This is a genomic window from Vibrio sp. vnigr-6D03, assembly GCF_002835515.1.
In the GTDB taxonomy this organism is placed as follows: Bacteria; Pseudomonadota; Gammaproteobacteria; order Enterobacterales; family Vibrionaceae; genus Vibrio; species Vibrio penaeicida.
This window is the reverse complement of record NZ_PIZL01000011.1, coordinates 1-21,315: the sequence shown is the minus strand read 5'-3', so window position 1 is coordinate 21,315 and position 21,315 is coordinate 1. Positions and strand designations below refer to the sequence as shown.

18 protein-coding genes, 1 tRNA gene and 1 riboswitch are annotated in these 21,315 nt (G+C 44.0%); of the genes, 11 read left to right on the top strand and 8 right to left on the bottom strand.

Annotated features, from left to right (window positions below):
- Positions 1-66 precede the first annotated feature (66 nt).
- A complete protein-coding gene (gene moaA, locus CW749_RS07940) occupies positions 67-1,059 on the bottom strand; it encodes a GTP 3',8-cyclase MoaA (protein WP_101111492.1) in 993 nt (330 codons plus the stop codon).
- Positions 1,047-1,190: riboswitch (molybdenum cofactor riboswitch) on the bottom strand. Its footprint overlaps the gene before it by 13 nt.
- Positions 1,191-1,665: 475 nt before the next feature.
- On the opposite strand from moaA, the gene yvcK reads away from it, so the two are divergent.
- Complete coding sequence (gene yvcK / locus CW749_RS07935; protein WP_101111491.1) at positions 1,666-2,553, top strand: uridine diphosphate-N-acetylglucosamine-binding protein YvcK; 888 nt, start codon at positions 1,666-1,668, stop codon at positions 2,551-2,553.
- Here the strand turns inward: yvcK and CW749_RS07930 are convergent.
- The 3 genes from CW749_RS07930 to uvrB form a co-directional block, all read right to left on the bottom strand.
- Positions 2,542-2,889 (bottom strand): Hpt domain-containing protein, encoded by a 348-nt coding sequence (locus CW749_RS07930; RefSeq protein WP_101111490.1) that lies wholly within the window; start codon positions 2,887-2,889, stop codon positions 2,542-2,544. The two genes, yvcK and CW749_RS07930, sit on opposite strands and share 12 nt — an antisense overlap.
- 30 nt (positions 2,890-2,919) lie before the next feature.
- Entirely contained in the window at positions 2,920-4,311 is a 1,392-nt protein-coding gene (gene luxO, locus CW749_RS07925; protein ID WP_101111489.1) for a quorum-sensing sigma-54 dependent transcriptional regulator LuxO, read from the bottom strand.
- Between the two features lie 269 nt (positions 4,312-4,580).
- Positions 4,581-6,611 carry an excinuclease ABC subunit UvrB gene (gene uvrB / locus CW749_RS07920; protein WP_101111488.1) on the bottom strand — a complete coding sequence of 677 codons (2,031 nt, stop codon included), beginning with the start codon at positions 6,609-6,611 and terminating at the stop codon, positions 4,581-4,583.
- Between the two features lie 530 nt (positions 6,612-7,141).
- On the opposite strand from uvrB, the gene CW749_RS07915 reads away from it, so the two are divergent.
- The 8 genes from CW749_RS07915 to nth all read left to right on the top strand — a co-directional run bounded on the left by CW749_RS07915 (position 7,142) and on the right by nth (position 15,268).
- Positions 7,142-7,217: transfer RNA gene (locus CW749_RS07915), tRNA-Asn, on the top strand.
- 503 nt (positions 7,218-7,720) lie between these two features.
- Entirely contained in the window at positions 7,721-8,302 is a 582-nt protein-coding gene (gene rsxA / locus CW749_RS07910; RefSeq protein WP_101111487.1) for an electron transport complex subunit RsxA, read from the top strand.
- Positions 8,302-8,880 carry an electron transport complex subunit RsxB gene (rsxB, locus tag CW749_RS07905; RefSeq protein WP_101111486.1) on the top strand — a complete coding sequence of 193 codons (579 nt, stop codon included), beginning with the start codon at positions 8,302-8,304 and terminating at the stop codon, positions 8,878-8,880. Before rsxA ends, rsxB begins: the two co-directional genes overlap by 1 nt.
- Positions 8,881-8,892: 12 nt before the next feature.
- Positions 8,893-11,844, top strand: coding sequence for an electron transport complex subunit RsxC (gene rsxC, locus CW749_RS07900; RefSeq protein ID WP_101111485.1), 2,952 nt, complete (start codon positions 8,893-8,895; stop codon positions 11,842-11,844).
- The gene (gene rsxD / locus CW749_RS07895) at positions 11,844-12,896 is read left to right on the top strand and encodes an electron transport complex subunit RsxD (RefSeq protein WP_101111484.1); all 1,053 of its coding nucleotides are present in this window, start codon (positions 11,844-11,846) and stop codon (positions 12,894-12,896) included. Before rsxC ends, rsxD begins: the two co-directional genes overlap by 1 nt.
- Positions 12,897-12,898: 2 nt before the next feature.
- Positions 12,899-13,528 carry an electron transport complex subunit RsxG gene (rsxG, locus tag CW749_RS07890; protein ID WP_101111483.1) on the top strand — a complete coding sequence of 210 codons (630 nt, stop codon included), beginning with the start codon at positions 12,899-12,901 and terminating at the stop codon, positions 13,526-13,528.
- Complete coding sequence (locus CW749_RS07885; RefSeq protein WP_101111482.1) at positions 13,525-14,217, top strand: electron transport complex subunit E; 693 nt, start codon at positions 13,525-13,527, stop codon at positions 14,215-14,217. The genes rsxG and CW749_RS07885 overlap by 4 nt, the downstream gene beginning before the upstream one ends.
- A gap of 370 nt (positions 14,218-14,587) precedes the next feature.
- Positions 14,588-15,268 (top strand): endonuclease III, encoded by a 681-nt coding sequence (nth, locus tag CW749_RS07880; RefSeq protein ID WP_180958351.1) that lies wholly within the window; start codon positions 14,588-14,590, stop codon positions 15,266-15,268.
- A 64-nt stretch (positions 15,269-15,332) separates the two neighbouring features.
- On the opposite strand, the gene CW749_RS07875 is transcribed toward nth, so the two are convergent.
- The 4 genes from CW749_RS07875 to CW749_RS07860 are packed head-to-tail and all read right to left on the bottom strand — an operon-like array spanning position 15,333 to position 19,948.
- Positions 15,333-16,718 carry an ATP-binding cassette domain-containing protein gene (locus CW749_RS07875; protein ID WP_101111481.1) on the bottom strand — a complete coding sequence of 462 codons (1,386 nt, stop codon included), beginning with the start codon at positions 16,716-16,718 and terminating at the stop codon, positions 15,333-15,335.
- Positions 16,715-17,500, bottom strand: a complete 786-nt coding sequence (locus CW749_RS07870) for an ABC transporter permease (RefSeq protein WP_101111480.1) — start codon at positions 17,498-17,500, stop codon at positions 16,715-16,717. The genes CW749_RS07875 and CW749_RS07870 overlap by 4 nt, the downstream gene beginning before the upstream one ends.
- Positions 17,497-18,450, bottom strand: a complete 954-nt coding sequence (locus CW749_RS07865; protein WP_101111479.1) for an ABC transporter permease — start codon at positions 18,448-18,450, stop codon at positions 17,497-17,499. Before CW749_RS07865 ends, CW749_RS07870 begins: the two co-directional genes overlap by 4 nt.
- Positions 18,443-19,948: an ABC transporter substrate-binding protein gene (locus CW749_RS07860; protein WP_237322367.1), complete on the bottom strand. Its 1,506-nt coding sequence runs from the start codon at positions 19,946-19,948 to the stop codon at positions 18,443-18,445. The genes CW749_RS07865 and CW749_RS07860 overlap by 8 nt, the downstream gene beginning before the upstream one ends.
- A gap of 216 nt (positions 19,949-20,164) precedes the next feature.
- Between CW749_RS07860 and gloA the strand changes: the two genes are divergently transcribed.
- Positions 20,165-20,581, top strand: coding sequence for a lactoylglutathione lyase (gene gloA / locus CW749_RS07855; RefSeq protein ID WP_101111505.1), 417 nt, complete (start codon positions 20,165-20,167; stop codon positions 20,579-20,581).
- A 197-nt stretch (positions 20,582-20,778) separates the two neighbouring features.
- Positions 20,779-21,216, top strand: a complete 438-nt coding sequence (locus CW749_RS07850) for a DUF2753 domain-containing protein (RefSeq protein ID WP_101111504.1) — start codon at positions 20,779-20,781, stop codon at positions 21,214-21,216.
- Positions 21,217-21,315 lie beyond the last annotated feature (99 nt).

The following is a 21,315-nucleotide window of genomic DNA, read 5'->3' as shown; positions in this document are numbered from 1 at the left end:
TTGCTCACCTTACGTGTTATAGATTGAAATTGTTTACTGGCGGGAATCCACCAGCGTTTAAATTATTTAGCCGCCGATAGATGCGAGGTGTGGTGTCATACCTGAGTTTCCATCGTGCAAAAAATGGCTAACAGATTTAGTTTGTAACTGCTCAGAAATGCGATTTATTAGCTCAATATCCTGATGATCGTGTTGTAATAAATCTCTTAACTCAACACCATGCTCACCGAACAAACACAAATGCAACTTACCTTTAGCCGATACTCTTAATCGGTTACAGCTTTCGCAAAAATCTTTTTCATACGGCATGATAAGCCCTATTTCCCCTTGGTAGTCAGGGTGAATAAAGACTTGGGCTGGACCGTCATTAAGCGCTTTCGGCTTGAGCAGCCAACCATTGGCAATGAGATGATTGCGAATACTGACGCCAGATTGATGGTGATGTTTAAACAACTCATCCATCTCTCCTGTTTGCATAAGCTCAATAAACCGAAGTTGAATCGATCTATCTTTTATCCAATGCAAAAACGCGGGTAACTCGCTACTGTTCAAATTTTTGAGCAGAACTGCATTCACTTTTACCTGTTCAAAGCCGACTTCAAATGCTTTATCGATCCCAGCCATGACTTGAGCGAATTTATTCTCACCAGTAATTTGATGGAACATCCTGGAGTCCAAACTATCGACGCTTACATTTATGTTGGTAAGACCAGCCTCTCTCCATTCACCAACCTGCTTCTCCATACGATACCCGTTGGTTGTAGTGGCAACCTTGCGAATACCTTGTGTTGAAGCAATCTCGTGAATGATTTCGGTAAAATCCTTACGTAAACTCGGTTCACCACCAGTAATGCGGACTTTATCCGTTCCACAACTAGCAAATGCATGAACCACACGTCGGATTTCGGGGAGAGTTAAAAAGGATGAATTACGTTGCCCCGAAGGATGTTTATATCCATCAGGTAAACAGTATGTGCATTTAAAGTTACAAACATCAGTAACTGATAAGCGCAAGTAGTAAAACTTGCGATTGAATTTATCTTCGAATTGTTGCGCCACGGAACACCTTTCCAAACACGGGAGGCTTGTTCATTTCCAAACAAACCCTTGTGACCAAATTGCCACTGGCTGACACCTCTTATTCGCTAATTTGCGAACTTAGCAGTGAAAGCTCGGAGTTATGGCAGCCACGAAAGTACGTGGCAGCGTCTTAATAAAATACTTAATATTAGTGTGGGATACCAGTCAAAATTGCAAAAACTCGGGGTTGTACAGCTTATTTGGTAGAAATTTAGCGATTCTGTAGGCAAAGTATCGAGCTATCAACACAGAATTTCTCTTATACCTCTTCGAGAGGTGTATACCCAAGTAACCTCAAGATGCAGGATTCAGAGCCGCATATTCTGGTTCAATTCAAGGAAAAGAGCGAAGTGGAATGACAAGTCATTTCCAAGTGCTTTGACGATGAAATGGGACAGAATATGGGCTCCCAAGGGCGAGTTTAACTGGCGTTCATACTGCGTTACCGATTCTTGATTTAGAATAACTAGATCTTCAAATCGATGCCTTGCCTGAAAGCCAGTTAACTCTCGCTGAACCTAGCATCTTGAGGTCACTTGGGTATACACTTTAATCAATAAAATAAAATGCGATATAAGAACGACTATGACGCTATATAAAAATAAAAAAGTGGTCGCTATTGGCGGCGGACACGGTCTTGGAAGAATGTTAGCTGCGCTGAAAGATTTCGGTAATAACGCAACAGGTATTGTCACAACAACCGATAATGGCGGTTCAACTGGTCGAATTCGCGATTGCCAAGGCGGGATCGCTTGGGGTGATACACGAAATTGTATTAATCAGCTGATAACGGAACCTTCTATCGGCTCTATGATGTTTGAATACCGCTTCAAGGGTGTAGGCGAGTTAAATGACCACAATCTTGGTAACTTAATGCTCACCGCCTTAGATAACCTTTCAATTCGACCTCTAGAAGCAATTAATTTAATTAGAGATATGCTTAAAGTCGATATCAACATCGTCCCAATGACGGAGCACCCCACAGATCTAACAGCGCTGTCTGTCTCAGGTGAATGGGTACGTGGTGAAACCAGTGTCGATGAAACTGAGTACGATCTACAGCGTTTATACTTGGAGCCTCAAGTTCAGGCGACTAAGGAAGGGATAAAGGCCATTGAAGAAGCGAACTGCATTGTATTGGGACCTGGCAGTTTTCTCACAAGTATTATGCCCCCACTATTGCTTCCAGAGTTGGGTAAAGCGATAGCAAGAAACTCAACAGCTAAACTCGTGTTTGTCGAAAACTTATCGCCAGAATATGGCCCAGCTGGACGCATGACGCTGCAAGAAAAACTCACTTGGTGCCAACGGGCTTGTGATGGTCGTGAGATAGACGTTCTGCTCGGAAAAGACAATTATGAGGCGTTCACTGGTGTACGTGAAATAGTCACCATTGATTTAGCTTCAGCCAATCATCAATGGCGACATGATAGAACTAAACTGCAGAAAGCAATAGAAAATCTATTGGGTTAATTTGAGAAATTCTTCTCGAGTTAAGTGCAAGCAGGTGATCATTGTTTCCCTATTTTCTGACGTGTTAATGTCTTCACCTGTTTTGTATCGAGCATCTAGCCTTGTTGCAAATTCGCATAACCTTTCAGCACCAAAACTTGCAGCGCTGCTTTTCAGTGAATGGCTGATCGACTTCAATTGTTCCTCAGCTTCGCTTCGCTCGGACGGACCATTTGCTAGCGCCTCAGCGTAATCGACTAACTCTCCAATAAAAATAGAAAAAAGCATGGGAAGGTTCTCTTCTCCGATGTCTCGACTCAACTCGTCTATTTTGTCTGTATTGACGACTGCTTTCATTCTGCCCTCTTAAACTTGTTGTGTTTCTCTTTATTGTTCTTTCCAAGTTTGCAGCTTGCGATACAACGTAGACGGACTGACGTCTAGATGACCTGCTGCCTTCGGAATATTACCTTCACAGGCTTCAATTGCTTGCTCTATCGCACTTTTTTCAGTAAGCCAAAGTGGTCGTATTTCTTCTATAGAGAGTTTAGTTGAAATTGAGTCGGTTGCATTCGCTTGTTTCAATTCTGATACCGAAGGCAAATTTAAGGGTGGCGGTAGCATATTAAGTGTGATCTCACTCCCATGGTTAAGTACCACGGCATTACGCAGCACGTTCTGCAACTGACGAACGTTACCAGGCCATTCGTACTCAATAAATTTATCGAGCACTTGCTGGGAAAAACGCACAAAGCCTTTCCCTTCTTCATGAGACATATGCCCAAGTAATGAATACGCAATTTCGACTACATCTTCCCCGCGGTTTCTCAACGGTGGTAAATGCAACGGAATGACATAAAGTCGGTAATACAAATCCTCACGAAAACGCCCTTCTTGCACTTCTTTCCATGGGTCACGGTTGGTTGCACATACAAAACGTACATCCACACTTTTCATTTTGGAAGAGCCCACTTTTTGAAAAGTACCCGTTTGGATAAATCGAAGCAGCTTGGTTTGAAGATCCAAGTCCATCTCACACAATTCATCCAAGAATAGAGTTCCACCATCGGCTAACTCTGCTGCACCTTGCCTATCCGTTGATGCACCTGTAAAGGCACCTTTAACATGGCCAAAAAGCTCACTTTCTATAAGATCTTTAGGTATGGCAGCACAGTTGATCGCGATAAAAGGACTGTCACCACGTTTACTCGCAGCGTGTATGGCTTCAGCACACACCTCTTTACCCGTACCACTTTCCCCAGTTATGAAAAGTGAAGCTTTACTGGGAGCGGCGGAATCTATCGTTCGATAAACCGCCTGCATGGTCTGGCTACTGCCAATAAAGCCTTGATAATTGTTATCAGGTTCACTGGTTGGAGAACGCAACTTTCCAGCTTTTCGAAGAGCATTATTAACCGTGACACGAAGCCTATCTGCTTCACATGGCTTAATAAGGAAATCCTGAGCCCCCTTTCTCATTGCTTCAACTGCGGTATCTATTGAACCATGCGCAGTCATAAAAATGACAGGAACATCAGGGTAATTGGACTTTACTGACGAAAGGACATCCATCCCGGTCATATCGGGTAGGCGTAAGTCGAGTAAAATGAGATCAGGAGTTCGCTTTTCGAGACTTTTTATTGCATCTATTCCCGTCCCTACAATAGTAATATCCAAGCCAAGTGGATTAAGATAGGATCGGTATAACGCTGCAACCGAAGCGGTATCTTCTACCATGAGAAGATATTTTGGATTCGGATTAGTTGTTGTGTCTTGCATAACCTAGCCGTTGCACTTTAGTAATGTAGTTGCAATATGAATCGCATTTTGCGAAAAATAATAGCCTAAACAGAATAAAATGTAAAAGAAAGGGTGAAATAAACATGGCACGCTATGTGCAACTTCTGTATTACCCTAATGGGTCACCTAGCCAACTGACGTTGTTAGTGAATAAAGTATTCACAAAATGAAGCCAATAGAACGATTTCTATTGGCTATTTTTTTGATTTAAATTCAGCTCAAAAATCATCTCGAGAGAACGGTAGACCCTAGCTGTTCGCTATAAATTGCGCTTTCAACTTTTCTATTTCATCTCGTTTTCCAGCCGCTAGCTCAAACTCTAAGTTTTGAGCATGCTGATACATTTGACCTTCTAACTTCGAAATTTCTTTCTCTAACTGCTGTGGTGAGAGTACTTCATAGCTGTTCGATGGTTCTGCAACCTTAGATAAAGGCACTTGTTTGTTGTGACGTTTCCCTTTGGCTTTGGCGATATCGCCAAGCTCCATAATGTCTTTTACGTTAGTCTGAAGTGCTTGAGGCGTAATGCCTTGCTCTTCATTGTACATTTCCTGCTTCTCACGACGACGATTCGTTTCATCCATCGCTTTTTTCATGGATTTAGTAATCCTATCTCCATAGAGAATAGCCTTACCACTTAGGTTACGCGCTGCACGACCAATAGTCTGAATCAAAGAACGCTCCGAACGAAGGAACCCTTCTTTATCAGCATCCAATATTGCAACCAAACTCACTTCAGGCATATCAAGCCCCTCTCGAAGTAAGTTAATCCCAACAAGCACGTCAAATTCACCTAAGCGGAGATCCCGGATAATCTCAACTCGCTCAACCGTATCGATATCAGAGTGCAGGTAACGAACTTTTACACCATGTTCGTGCAGGTATTCCGTTAAATCTTCCGCCATTCGTTTCGTTAACGTCGTTACCAAAACGCGTTCACTTTTTTGACTGCGGATTCGAATTTCAGAGAGTAAATCATCCACCTGCGTAGCAACGGGTCTAACTTCCAATTCAGGATCCAACAATCCTGTTGGACGAACGACTTGATCGGCGATGTCATCAGCCGACTTTTCTAATTCGTAATTTCCAGGTGTCGCTGACACAAAAATAGTTTGAGGTGCGATGGATTCAAATTCTTCAAATTTCATCGGACGGTTGTCCAATGCGGAAGGTAATCGGAAACCAAATTCAACTAAGGTTTCTTTTCGCGAACGGTCACCTTTATACATAGCGCCAATTTGAGGAACCGTAACGTGAGATTCATCGATAACTAAAAGACCATCTGCAGGCAAATAGTCAAATAAGGTCGGCGGCGGCTCCCCCTCATTTCTACCACTTAAATAACGCGAATAGTTTTCGATACCGGAGCAAAACCCAAGCTCGGTCATCATCTCAATATCAAATTGAGTGCGTTGCGAAATTCGTTGCTCTTCAAGAAGCTTATTATTTTCTATCAGATGTTTTTTGCGTTGCTCAAGCTCGATTTTTATTTCTTCAATAGCATCCAAGATTTTCTCACGAGGCGTAACATAGTGAGTTTTCGGATAAATGGTAAACCTCGGAAGATCTCGTTGCTTAACCACGCCAGTCAGCGGATCAAACACACTAATACAGTCTACTTCATCATCAAACATTTCGATGCGTACTGCATCTTGCTCAGATTCGGCAGGGAATACATCAATAACTTCGCCACGTACCCTAAATTGACCGCGCTCGAAAGCGACATCATTTCGAGAATATTGAAGTTCAGCCAAGCGCCTTAGAATATCTCGTTGACCTATCACATCCCCTCTGGTTACGTGGAGCATCATCTTTAGATAGCTGTCCGGGTCACCCAAACCGTAGATGGCTGAAACGGATGCAACAATAATGGCGTCTTTTCTTTCTAGCAGAGCCTTTGTTGCAGATAAACGCATTTGCTCAATATGCGCGTTCACAGAGGCATCTTTCTCTATAAACGTATCCGTTGTAGGTACATAGGCTTCTGGCTGATAGTAGTCGTAGTAAGAGACAAAATATTCAACAGCGTTATTTGGGAAAAAGGCTTTCATCTCCCCGTATAACTGGGCGGCAAGCGTTTTATTTGGAGCGAGAAGAATCGCTGGTCGCTGAGATTCAGCAATAACATTCGCTAACGTAAATGTTTTACCCGATCCGGTCACCCCTAAGAGCGTTTGATGTGCTAGTCCAGAGTCTAACCCGTCTAGAAGCTTTTTGATCGCAGTAGGTTGATCGCCAGAAGGTACATATTTGGAGACGAGATCGTACGTCTTGCTCATTTTTATTCCCTAACCTAAGTTTAACGGTATTGTCTTTTGCTTTAACTCTAGAGGCAATACATAGAGTGACTAAAAGTCCGATCTACGGCACATTTACCGCTAGATACTGACAACGTTATCTGGTATCTTTTTCAGCCCTGTATAAAAATGCCGCAATAAAACACCATTTTTCATCCACGAGTTTTCCCCAAAATTTTGCTAGATATGTCGATACTGTCATCTAAGTGCATTTTTATTCACATCCACAACTTCAAGCATTAAAAACACTTAAACAACATAAAATCAATTTGTTAGAGTATCTTCATTCCCTATTTATTGCTGAGAAACTCTTTCTAAAACAGCCCAAAAAATAATTGTCAAAAATCAATTAACACAGTTATCCACAATTTTGGTGGATAAGTTCGATTAGGCTTTGCCGTGCAAGGGTTATGTGATTGTAAAGATTTTTTTTAAGATTTTTTTCTCAAATCTTTCTCGTTGAGTGTTGACAGAAAATTGCTGTGTCGATAGTATGCGCACCACACAATTGTTCCCCCTTAGTTCAGTTGGTAGAACGGCGGACTGTTAATCCGTATGTCGCAGGTTCGAGTCCCGCAGGGGGAGCCAAAATTCTAAAAGCCATGTCGAAAGACGTGGCTTTTTTCGTTTGTAGAGACTGGTTTGTTCCAAACCAATGTCTCAGAGCTCGCCGCCCACGTTGAGTCCCGTCAAAGGGAGCCAAACTTTCAAAAACTATGTTGAAAGAACTGGCTTTTCTCGTTGATTGGCGACAGGTGCATTTTAAACCCAAGCTAAAAGATGTGTTCCCTTCGTTCTGGTCAATTAAAAACACTCTAAGCTTATGTTTCGTAAGAATACTTGTTCAACACCCTACTCACGTTCAAATTTCGACCAACAGAATCTGACCTGCTACGTTTTTATCGTCGCCACACGCAACCTAAATGATATTAATTCTCAACAACTTGGCGTTTTTCAAATTTAGAATCATAATTCTATAATTAACTGACTAATAAACAGTCAAATACCAAAAAACCTTGCTCTATCTCGGTTGTTAAATACGTAACAAAGCAGGATAATATTAGGATCTGATTTATTTTTATTGAGATGCCATGACAGAGTATCTGTTGCTGCTTGTTGGCACCGTTTTGGTCAACAACTTCGTTCTTGTAAAATTTTTAGGCTTATGCCCCTTCATGGGTGTTTCAAAAAAACTTGAAACAGCTATAGGCATGGGCTTGGCTACGACATTTGTGCTTACTTTGGCATCGGTGAGCGCATACCTCGTTGAAACCTACATCTTAACGCCGCTAGGTATTCAATATCTCCGCACCATGAGCTTTATTCTGGTTATCGCTGTTGTCGTGCAGTTTACCGAAATGGTGGTGCACAAAACCAGCCCGACTCTTTACCGCCTACTTGGTATTTTTCTGCCGTTGATTACCACAAACTGTGCCGTTTTAGGTGTAGCGTTGCTCAACATTAATGAGAATCACAACTTCATTGAATCCATCGTTTATGGCTTTGGCGCTGCTGCTGGCTTCTCCATCGTTTTGATTTTGTTTGCTTCTATGCGTGAACGTATTGCCGCCGCTAACGTACCAATGCCATTTCGCGGTGCATCCATAGCAATGATTACCGCCGGGTTAATGTCACTCGCATTCATGGGCTTTACAGGGCTGGTGAAACTGTAATGAGTGGAATTCTAATTGCTATCATTGCACTTGCAGCCTTAGCGGCTATCTTTGGTGCGATCCTTGGTTTTGCTTCAATAAAGTTCAAAGTTCAAGCTGATCCGATTGTGGATCAGATCGATGAAATTTTACCTCAGACTCAATGTGGTCAATGTGGTTACCCTGGTTGCCGCCCTTATGCTGAAGCCATTGCAAATGGTGACTCCATCACCAAATGTCCTCCAGGCGGGCAGGCTGCTATCGAAAAGCTAGCAGATTTAATGGGGGTTGAAGCGGGAGAACCGGAACACGACCCAGAAAAAAGCATCAAAAAGGTCGCTTACATACACGAAGATATGTGTATAGGGTGCACCAAATGCATCCAAGCTTGCCCAGTAGATGCCATTGTAGGAGGCAACAAAGCGCTGCACACCGTTATTAAAGACGAATGTACTGGCTGTGATCTCTGTGTCGCACCGTGCCCGACGGATTGCATCGAAATGATTCCAATTGCGCAAACAACAGATACATGGAAGTGGCAATTAAACACAATACCGGTGGTTAACGTCACCGATTCTCAACCTCAAAAATTACAATAAGAAGGATTGGGCATGTTGTCACTCATTGAGAAAATTCGTTCTGGTTACCTCTGGGATTTTCCCGGCGGTATTCACCCACCAGAAAATAAGCGCCAATCTAACCAGTCAGAAATGCAGGTATTACCGCTTCCGCAAGAGCTTGTTATTCCTGTAAAACAGCACATTGGGAAACCCGGTGATCTCGCGGTATCAATAGGTGATCACGTAACCAAAGGTCAGCCGCTGACTCGCTGTTCATTAAGCTTCATGCTTCCAATTCATGCCCCGACATCTGGGACCATTACCGCAATAGAGCCCAGAACGACAGCTCACCCGTCTGGTCTGACAGAATTGTCCGTCGTTATTGAACCCGACGGAAAAGATGAGTGGGGGAAAAAGAACCCCATTGCGAATTACCAGCAAGAAACATCAGACGACTTAATTGAAGCTATTCGTCAAGCAGGTGTGTCTGGAATGGGCGGAGCCGGTTTCCCAACGGCAAAAAAAATCCAATCGGGATTGGCTAAAACAAAAATATTCATCGTCAACGCTGCAGAGTGCGAACCGTACATAACCGCTGATGATCGATTAATGCAAGAACATGCAGAAGAGATCATCAAAGGCATAGAAATTGTTGAGCACATACTTAAACCAGAGCTCACCATTATCGGTATCGAAGACAATAAACCAGAAGCCATCAAAGCATTGCAATCCGCTGCTACGGCAAAAGATCTGGTTATTCGAGTCATCCCAACGAAGTATCCTTCTGGTGGCGAAAAGCAACTCATCAAAATACTGACCGATATGGAAGTTCCAGCAAACGGTATTCCAGCGGATATTGGCATATTGGTACAAAATGTGGGTTCAATGCATGCCATCAAGCGTGCAATCATTGACGGCGAGCCTCTTATCCAGCGCGTAGTGACTCTGACAGGTAAAACCTTCAAACAACCCCGTAACGTTTGGGCTTTGATCGGGTCGCCTGTTTCACACCTGCTGGAACACGCAGATTATAAAGCTGATAAAAAAGCACCACGCCTTATTATGGGTGGACCAATGATGGGATTTGCACTTCCACATGCTAATGTTCCCATCACAAAAACAGCTAACTGTATTCTTGCGCCCGCACGTCGGGAACTGCCTGTTGAGCGTTACGAGATGGAATGCATCCGCTGTGGCGAATGTGCAGACGTATGCCCAGCGTCTTTACTTCCTCAACAACTTCAATGGTATGCAAAGGATCAAGATTACGATAAGTGCGAAGAACTCAATCTAAAAGATTGTATCGAATGTGGAGCTTGTGCGTTTGTCTGTCCAAGTGAAATCCCCTTAGTCCACTACTACCGTGAAGCGAAAGCGGAAATTCGTACTCGTAAAGAAGAAGCCATCGCTGCTGAGCGAGCTAAGAAACGCTTTGAAGAAAAGAATGCTCGAATGGAGCGCGATAAGCTCGCTCGTGAAAATAAATTCAAGAAAGCCGCGGAAGCGCGCCGTAAAGATTTGAAGACCGGTGACGGTGAAGATGCCATTGCGGCAGCCATTGCTAGAGTTAAGTCTCAGAAAGCACAAACAGCAGCAACAGATGAGGTTAAACCAGCCGTTGCAGCAGCCATTGCTCGCGCTAAAGCCAAACAAGCTGAGGCAATGAAATCTGGACAATCTGAACCAGATAATAGCGAGATGGCAAAACTCAGAGAAGAGCGCAAGCGTCAAGCGAGAGAACGTAAAGCCTTAAAAGCAAACGAAACGACTGAATCAGATTCGAAAGACAAGCAAGATACAAGTAAAAAAGATGCCGTCGCTGCAGCTATTGCCCGTGCAAAGGCAAAAAAATCAACTCAACCAGAACAAGCGGAAACAACAGGAAACGAGAAGAAAGATGCGGTAGCCGCTGCCATTGCAAGGGCAAAAGCACGCAAAACGAAACAAGTGCAACCAACTGAAAGTGACGACTCGAGCTCAAACGAGCCACCAGCGGAAACATCTGTTGAGGAAGACCCGAAAAAAGCCGCAGTTGCTGCAGCCATTGCAAGGGCAAAAGCACGCAAAACGAAACAAACTCAAACAGAAAATGATGATTTGAATTCGGGTGAACCATCAGCGGAAACACCTGTTGAAGAAGACTCGAAAAAAGCTGCGGTAGCCGCTGCCATTGCAAGAGCAAAAGCGCGTAAAGCGAAACAAGTTCAACCAACTGAAAGTGACGGCTCGGGCTCAAACGAGCCATCAGCGGAAACGTCTGTTGAGGAAGACCCGAAAAAAGCCGCGGTAGCCGCTGCCATTGCAAGAGCAAAAGCGCGTAAGGCGAAACAAGCGCAAGCAGCTGAAAGTGACGAATCGGATTCAAACGAGCCAGCAGCGGAAACGTCTGTTGAGGAAGATCCGAAAAAAGCCGCGGTAGCCGCTGCCATTGCAAGGGCAAAAGCGCGTAAAGCGAAACAAGATCAACCAACTGAAAGTGACGACTCGGGCTCAAACGAACCACCAGCGGAAACATCTGTTGAAGAAGACCCGAAAAAAGCCGCGGTAGCCGCTGCCATTGCAAGAGCGAAAGCGCGTAAGGCGAAACAAGCTCAAACAGAAAATGATGATTTGAATTCGGATGAGCCACCAGCGGAAACACCTGTTGAGGAAGATCCGAAAAAAGCCGCGGTAGCCGCTGCCATTGCAAGAGCAAAAGCGCGTAAGGCGAAACAAGCTCAAACAGAAAATGATGATTTGAATTCGGATGAGCCACCAGCGGAAACACCTGTTGAAGAAGACCCGAAAAAAGCCGCGGTAGCCGCTGCCATTGCAAGAGCAAAAGCGCGTAAGGCGAAACAAGTGCAAGCAGCTGAAAGTGACGAATCGGATTCAAACGAGCCAGCAGCGGAAACACCTGTTGAGGAAGATCCGAAAAAAGCCGCGGTAGCCGCTGCCATTGCAAGGGCGAAAGCTCGAAAAGCCGAACAACAGAAACATAATCAATCTGAGGAAAACGACTAGTGGCATTTTTTATTGCTAGCTCTCCACACGCACGTAATCGACGCAGCACACCCGATCTAATGAGGTGGGTGGCTTTGTGTGCGCTACCAGGACTTGTCGCTCAAATATACTTCTTCGGTTGGGGTACGCTCATTCAACTTGTGTTTGCCATTGGTTTAGCGATAGGTTTCGAAGCAATCGTGATGCTAGTGAGAAAGCGTAACCCAGTTTCAGCACTTCGTGATTACAGCGCAGTCGTTACGGCTTGGTTATTAGCCGTTGCCATCCCTCCTCTGTCCCCTTGGTGGATGCTCGTTATCGGTATTTTCTTTGCCATTGTGATTGCAAAACATTTATACGGTGGCTTAGGACAGAATATTTTTAATCCCGCGATGGTTGCCTACGTTGTGCTGCTGATTTCTTTTCCCGTCCAAATGACAAGCTGGCTATCGCCTTTAAGTATCAGCCCATTTCAGGTCGACTTCCCTGATGCCTTGTCACTCATCTTCACAGGTTTCAACCATGATGGCTTCTCTCTTCAGCAAGTAAGAACTGGTATTGATGGAATTACAATGGCAACGCCGTTAGACACCATTAAAACATCATTGCAATCAGGTCTTACACTAGGTGAAATCACCCAAAATCCTCAGTTTTCAGGCATTGCCGGAGCTGGATGGGAATGGGTGAACCTTGCTTATCTTGCGGGCGGACTCGCATTAATAAAGTTGCGAATAATTCAATGGTATATCCCTGCTGCGTTCTTAGGGTCATTGGCTGTCATGTCGCTTATTTTTACTCTTCTACTCCCAGGAGAAACCGCCCCTGTTACTATGCAGTTGTTATCTGGTGCAACAATGTTGGGCGCATTTTTCATTGCAACAGATCCGGTATCTGCGTCAACGACTGTTCGGGGTAGATTGCTGTTTGGAGCATTAATTGGTGCTTTAGTCTTTATTATTCGAGCATGGGGAGGGTTCCCTGATGGTGTTGCTTTTGCCGTATTACTTGCCAATATGTGTGTGCCTCTCATCGATTACTATACTAAGCCACGAACTTACGGGCATAAGGGGTAAACATGCTGAACGCAATTAAAAAGAATGGCGCTGTTCTTGCAATGTTTGCCTGTGCTTCTACAGGATTGGTTGCCATCACTAACGCCTTAACCAAATCGACCATTCAAGAACAAGAGCAAGCACAGCTGATGTCGGTTCTCAACGAAGTTGTGCCATCAAACATGCACGACAATCAGCTCTTTTCTGCTTGTATGATCATTGACTCTCCAGCGCTTGGTCCTGATCCAGTTCATGCCTATGTTGCCTCCAAGCAAGGCGATGTCTCGGCGTATGCTATAGAAGCGATTGCTCCCGACGGCTACAATGGAAAAATCAAACTGATTGTAGGTATTTCCTCTACCGGTGAAATTTTGGGTACGCGTATTCTTTCTCATAAAGAGACTCCTGGATTAGGTGACAAAATTGACCTTCGAATATCGGATTGGATCCTCTCCTTTAATGGCAAATCCGTTACTGACCCAGAAGATGCAGCTTGGGGAGTCAGAAAAGACGGTGGGCAATTTGACCAATTCACAGGCGCTACGATTACACCTAGAGCCGTGGTAAAAGCGGTGAAACAAGCGGTTTGGTATGTAACCCAGAACCAACAAAAAATTAGTTCGATGCCATTCAACTGTGGGAGCGATTCATGACAGATCACAAAACTCTGATAAAGAATGGGATCTGGGAAAACAACCCAGCATTAGTTCAACTTCTTGGCTTATGTCCATTACTTGCGGTTTCCTCTACTGTGACCAACGCATTAGGGCTTGGGCTAGCAACTTTGCTTGTTCAGGTTGGCTCAAATGTCGTGGTATCCCTAGTGAGAGACTACGTACCTAAAGAAGTGCGCATACCGGTTTTCGTTATGATTATCGCGTCGCTCGTTACCTGTGTTCAGCTACTAATGAACGCTTATGCCTATGGACTTTACCTCTCACTCGGTATTTTTATTCCCCTCATCGTAACCAACTGCATCATCATTGGTCGTGCAGAAGCGTTTGCCTCTAAAAACCCTGTCTTGCCTTCAGCGTTAGATGGGTTTTGGATGGGAATGGGAATGATGCTTGTGCTAGTGGTACTTGGTGCGATGCGTGAAGTTATAGGCAACGGTACTCTATTTGATGGTGCGGATATTTTGCTTGGGTCATGGGCGACTGTTTTGCGTATAGAAGTGTTCCAATTTGATAACAGTTTCTTACTGGCACTTCTTCCACCCGGTGCATTCATTGGTGTAGGATTTTTGATTGCTGCCAAGAACCTAATAGACAAACAACTAGAATCGCGCCAACCAAAAGAAGAAAAGCCAGAAATTGAGCGAGCGCGAGTGACTAATGCATAAACGTAAGTGTATACCCAAGTGACCTCAAGATGCTTGGTTCAGCGAGATTTAACTGACTTTAAGACAAGGCACCGATTTGATGATTTAGTGGTTCTAAATCAAAAATCGGTAACGCAGTATGAAAGCCAGTTAAACTCGCCCTTGGGAGCCCATATTCTGTCCCATTTCTTCGTCAAAGAACTTGGAAAGGATTCATCATTCCGCTACGTTCTTTTCCTTGAACTGAAACAGAATATGAGGCTCTGAATCCTGCATCTTGAGGTGACTTGGGTATATGAGAATAAGTGCGTAACACTAAGCATATGAAAGATAAGCGCATCAAGATAAGCAAACAAGAATACCTAGATAAAAATACTGGAAGCAGCCTTAAATGAATCAACCTATATCAAAAAAAGAAAAAGTAGAGGCTATAGTCAATATTCTTGATGACCTCTACCCTGAAGTCCCCATCCCTTTAGATCACAAAGATCCCTATACTTTGCTCGTTGCTGTTTTATTGTCAGCACAATGCACGGATGAACGTGTAAACCAAATCACACCTAAGTTATTTGCTCGTGCCGATAACCCCTATGATATGGTGAAATTGAGCATTGAAGAGATAAAAGAAATCATCAAGCCCTGTGGTTTGTCCCCTATGAAATCTAAAGGGATATGGCACCTTTCCGATATGATCATCAAGCAACATGGTGGTGAAGTACCTAAGGACTTTGAAGCTTTGGAAGCAATGCCTAGCGTAGGACATAAAACGGCTTCCGTGGTTATGGCTCAAGCATTCAATGTTCCCGCTTTTCCGGTCGATACACACATACACCGTCTCATGTACCGTTGGGGACTGTCTAACGGAAAAAGCGTTGAACAAACAGAGAGAGATGGAAAACGTCTTTTCCCAAAAGAGAAATGGAACGATCTACACCTCCAGATTATCTACTACGGTCGTGAATACTGCCCTGCAAGAGGGTTCGATTTAGACAAATGTATTATTACAAAACAGTACGGGCGCAAAAGCTTCATCAATGAAGTATTGAAAGAGAAGCTTAAGAAGAGTAAGTAACTGCTTTTGGAAGATGAAAAGTTAAAGAAAAAGGGAGTAGCGATTACTCCCTTTTTGATGGGTTTTAAATATGGATGACTTGATCACAAAGCTTTTTCAACGCGATCTTATCGTGGCTGATTAAGATTAAAGTAAACTTCAGCTCTTCACCTAACTCGACCAGTAGCTTCAACGTATTCGCCGCTGTGATTGGGTCTAATCGAGAGGTCGGCTCATCAGCAATCAGTAACTTCGGCTTCATAAGCAATGATCTAAGAATCGCAAACCGTTGAAGCTCGCCACCAGACACTTGCGTAATTTTCCTTTCAAGAACACTAGCGTCCAAGTTCAATCTATCCAGTAACCTCTGCACGGTTTTATCGTCAAACTCTACAAGCTGTTTTAAGTCTCGCAATAGTGAATTTAAGTTTACCGCTCTAGACAATGCGCTTGGAGGATCTTGATATAGCTTGAGCGCTTGCCCTTTTTCGATATTTTGATGCTGGATTATTTTGCCGTCAGTCGGGGGGATAAGACCAAGCAGTATATCCGCAAGGGTCGATTTTCCCTTTCCGCTGTCACCACTAATCCCAACCACAGACTGCTCGTACACATCAAAGCTCAATTCAGAAAATAGTGCTTTCCCATTTCTGGTCATTTTCAAAGAATCAGCGGAAATAAGAGGTACAGAATCAGTACGTTTTTCACGATTTACCCAGTTCTTCGGGTGCGCCGCAATCAAGGACCTAGCGTATTCAGACTGAGGAGAGGCGATCACTTTGTCCCCCTCACCTCGTTCTAACACCACGCCTTTGCGCATAACAATCACTTCACCCTGCAAAGATTCGGCGAGTTCAATGTCGTGAGTTATGACAAGTACCGCGCCTTTCTTTTTATGCGCTTTTAACTGTTCGCCAATTTGCTTTTGGCGACTGGCATCCAAACCTTTTGTCGGTTCATCTGCTATCAGCAGTTTTCCACCTGCTTGCGTAGCACACAAGTACGCGACACGTTGCGCCATGCCGCCAGAAAGCTCACTTGGTAACTTGGTTTCATCGCCAGAAAGTTGTACGCGCTTAAATGCGTCTGTAAGTCGAGCTTGCAAAGCGGAATCTTCAATCACATTGACCAACTGATCCACCTCTTTAACCTGCTCGCCAGCGTTCATCAAAGGGCTTAACGCAAACCAAGGCTCTTGCGGCAATACAGAGACTTTTTTACCCCATAAGACCTCTCGCTCTTTCGTACTTCGTGTCGATTGAGAGCGGTCGAAGAGTGTTATCTCTCCGTTATAAGACAACCCTTTAGGGAGGTTGCCTATGATGGCATTGGCTAATAGGCTTTTACCCGACCCTGTTTCACCAAGGATAATAAGCGCCTCTCCATCTTTGACGTTAAAAGATACAGGATCAACTAATACTCCTTCAGAACTCGAAATCGACAAGTTCTGAACATCGAGCAAACACGTCATGATTTCTCTCCTCTAGCCAGAAGGTGGAATCCCATTACCAGAAGAAACACAGCCATAATAGGTTGAGCCAGAACCCAAGGTGCTTGTTGGTAGTATCGAAACAATTCAACCATCATTAACCCTAATTCAGCCTCTGGCGGCTTTAATCCAACATACAAGAAGCCTATGGACGCAAGAGTAAGAATGGAGTTACCAGCACCAAAACACGCTAAGGTGTACAAATCTTTTTTAAGTTCCGGCCAAAAATGACGCTTAAAAATATAGAAATCAGAAAAACCGTACAGCTTAGACGCTTCAACTTCTGGCGACACAACAAGCCCCATCACTCTCGACCGGACGACACGGAAATATTCAACCCAAAGAATAATAGAAATAGCGACGTACAGTATCCAAAACGATCCCGGTACAATTGCGCCAAAAAGAAGTACAAGAATTAAGCCAGGCATCGCCAAAACAAGGTTCAATACCCAAGATAAACTTTTATCCCACCATCCCCCTTTCCATCCAGCCAAAATACCTGCGATCAACCCAAGAATTGCTGACGTTAAAACGCAAGTTAGCGCCATGAAAAACGACGTTTGGATAGCATCTGATAAGCGAGCCATATTACTTCGACCATAATGATCTCTGCCCAACGGTTCTGCCATATCGGAAGCAGCAAATACTAACGTTAGATTCTGCTGGTAAGGGTCACTGTTAAAAAAAGATTTTTCGAGTACCACGAAGACAAACAGTGCAGACAGTAATATCAGTCCAACACATTGCGATAGATTCAGTTTCATTGTATTTCCACCGCAACATTGGATTTAAGGCGAGGATCAAGCAGGTAATTAGCGACATCCACAAGCGTATTGATCAAGACAAATAACAACCCCATCATCAATGCAGCGCCTTGTATCACAGGGATATCTCTCGCAAAAATAGCGTGGGATAACGCGTGCCCTATTCCTGGCCAAGAGAAAAGAGATTCGATCATCACAATGCCTTCAATCAAGGTCACGGTTTGTATGCCAACAAAGGCGATAACGGGTAACGCAATGTTCACCTGAGCATGTCTTTCAAACGCTTGCGAGTGACTTAACCCTTTCAAGCGAGCAAATAAGAAATACTGGGAACCAAGCACATTGTGAGTGGCGTTTCTGATGATCCGGTTAGACATTGCAGCCATACTCAACGCTAACGTAATGGCGGGAAGAACAATAAAGCTCGCATCCCCAAAACCTGCCACTGGCAGCCAGTTAAGTTTTAAAGCGAACAAGATGACCAAACCTAAGCCAATCAAGAATACAGGCTGTGCCTTGATCATAATGGACACAAAAAGTGAGAAAGTATCAGACAACTTTCCGGCTCTTCTACCGCAGTACACGCCAACAGGGATGGCAATGAAAAGCGAAATGATCATGGCAACCAATGCGAGCATCACGGAATGACCGAGCTGGTGAACCAACTCGATTGCCACTTTTTCTCCGCTCACAAGCGAATTGCCAAGGTTAAAATGAAGCAAATCCCATAGCCATTCAAAGTAGAGTTCTATCGCACTTCTATCTAACCCTAGCTCTGTGGACACTGCCTGAGCGGCATTTTCATCGACATAATCATAGCCATAACGCCCAGCAGCGATTCGATAAGCGATGTCTCCTGGTATCAACCTCATGAGCACAAACGTTACGGTTCCCACCGACCAAGCGACAAATATCGCTTGGCAAAATCGTTTATAGACGAAGCTAGTCATTCAGCTCCATCTCCGCAACTCGATAGTTGATCTCAAATGGGTCAAAGGAAAAGTTTTGAACGCGTTGATTAACGGCGATAATTTGCTGATAGTAGCTAATTGGAATCAAAGGCATTTCATCGGCCAGCAGCTTAGAAGCTTCTGGAATCAAATTGCGATATTCCGTCTCGTTGTCTTGAACTGATAACCGATTCAATAGACGGGTAAACTCGGAAGAAGACCAATTCGTCGGTCCCCAATCACTGCCTTTATGGCTCGCAAAATCGTTAAGCAGCAACGCTAAAGGATCTGCCAACGTGCCGAAGTTACGCGCAACAAGCGCCATTTCCAACGTACCATCATGATGTTTTGATGGGATAGCACTAGAATTGTCGATAGAAATATCGACCGAGATTCCTACATCGCTTAACTGCGCTTGAATAGCGGTCGCAATTAGGGGAAGCTCTGGGCGATCAGAGTAAGTGGTTAGGTTTATCTCAAAGATCTTTCCTTCACGCTCTAGTTTGTTATCGCCATTCAACGTCCAGCCATGATCTGCTAATAGGCTTTTTGCCGTATCTAGATTTCGAGCACTCACACCGTAGTTACCCATGTGCCAAACACCTAAAGCGGGTGAAAACAACTGGTAAGCTTCAGACCCAGGCAAACGAAGCACATGATCCGCTATGCCTTTCCTATCCAACGCTAAACTTATTGCCTTGCGAATATCGGAGTGATTAAGGAATGGATGTTCATTATTGAGCTTTATCAATACCGTGCGCGGCATAGAGATAACGTGTGTTTTTAAATTATCAGAGGCATTTAAACTCTCCAAGCTCAGTGGATCCAAAGTGTACACTAAATCCGCTTGCCCCGATTGCGCCAACAATGCTCGACTCTCTGAACGATGACCCGCTAAGTAACTCACTTGGGCAATCTTAGGTTGAACGCCACGATAATTTTCGTTGGTGCTTACCAATGCTTTGTGTGGTGGCACCAAGTTTTCGATTTTATAGGGACCCGTACCATGTAAGTGGGTCACTTCGTTCGCGGAATTAAATGATATCTTGGAAACAATAGAGGTCGAGTAGTGTGCGAGAACCGACAACATAGGTACAAAGGGTTTCGACAGACTGATCACAACAGCGTCGTCTTGAGCGAGAATAGATTCAATGGGTGCTCTTTTAATGACCCCCGGTCTCGACATGGCTTGCTTCAAAGAAAACACGACAGCGTCGGCATTGAGTGGTGAACCATCGTGAAAAGTGACATCATCACGAATTTTAAATGTCCAGGTTAACCGATCGTCACTTTGCTCCCAGCTTTCCGCCAGCAACGGTACCAATTCTGACTGCTCGTTAATTGCCACTAGCGCTTCAACGACTTGTAATCGGGAAAACAAAAAACCATCTTTTGCTAAGTCTTGGCTACTGAACTCAAATGGACCTGAAATAGTAAGTGTTTGTGGTTCGTCTTTTTTGTCCAACGAAAAATACGCGAGCAGACCAAGTCCAACCAACAAAAATAGGGCGAGCTTTTTCAATTTTAATCTTCCTGATATGTTATAACATTCGGCAGGCTATTCAATCGTAATTTGATTGCCCTGTCTATCTGCAACTATGAGATTTATCAAAAGAAGAAAATGGAGAGCAGAATTGCTTTGAGCGCGCGCAAGTATTCGATATTCTTATACTCAAACCACCTCTTAACGATGAAAGAATTCTGGAGAACAACAATGTCAAACGGACGCATTCTACACACCATGATTCGTGTTGGTGATCTTGACCGCTCAATTGAGTTTTACACCAAGGTTCTAGGCATGAAGCTTCTGCGCACCAATGAAAATGAGAAATACAAATACACACTCGCCTTTTTGGGATATTCAGACGAATCTGAAGGCGCCGTGATAGAACTAACGTATAACTGGGGCACAACCGAATATGACCTAGGCACAGCATTTGGTCATGTGGCACTCGGTTTTGATGATATCTATCAAACTTGTGATGCTATTCGTGAAGCGGGTGGCAACATTACTCGTGAGCCTGGTCCAGTAAAAGGCGGGACGACCCATATTGCGTTTGTTAAAGACCCAGATGGCTATATGATCGAATTGATTCAAAACAAATCAGTATCCGCTGGCTTAAAAGGCTAACTGAAAAACTTACGTCTGTAGAAACGAGCTTTCTATTCGCTTCTTTTCCGGTAATTTCCAGTCTCCATTTAAAGTGAAATTACCGAATAGGATTCGGCGGTTAGCGCATTATAAATAAAGCCATCACTTTACATGAAAACAATTATCATTTAATATATTGGGAATATATGTTTTATGATCGTACGGAAGAATTGACAATGAATGTTAGAGACTGGGAACAGCATACACTGAAGGCCGATGTCGCCTTGCAGGAAAAAGACTTTCAGCGCAGTATCATTCATTACCAGCAAGCTTTAGCTATTTCAGAAACATTGATTGATGAGCAAGAAGTCGAGGTCGACGATTTGCTGACGATCAACGTAATCTCTTGCCACAATCTGGCAAAATTCTGGCGCGAGAACGGTGATAACGATTACGAGCTGAAATACTTGCAGCTTGCATCAGAGAAGATTCTCTCTCTGGTCCCTCAGTGCCCTAAAACGCATTGTGATAGTTTTGTAGATTCCCTAGGCTGCTGCCGTAAAGCTCTGATTGATTTCATGAAGCGCCACCCGAATCCAAAAGTTGCCGAGCAAGTACAGCATATCGATACAGCGACGAACTGCGAAATCATTGCTAGCTTCCGCTTAAACTGATCGTACAACTTCCGCACTTTCGTGATATCGAAGAAGCAAATTGTCCCGTCCTAATACAAAAAAAGAAGCGCCGATTGGCGCTTCAGATTGATGACGAAC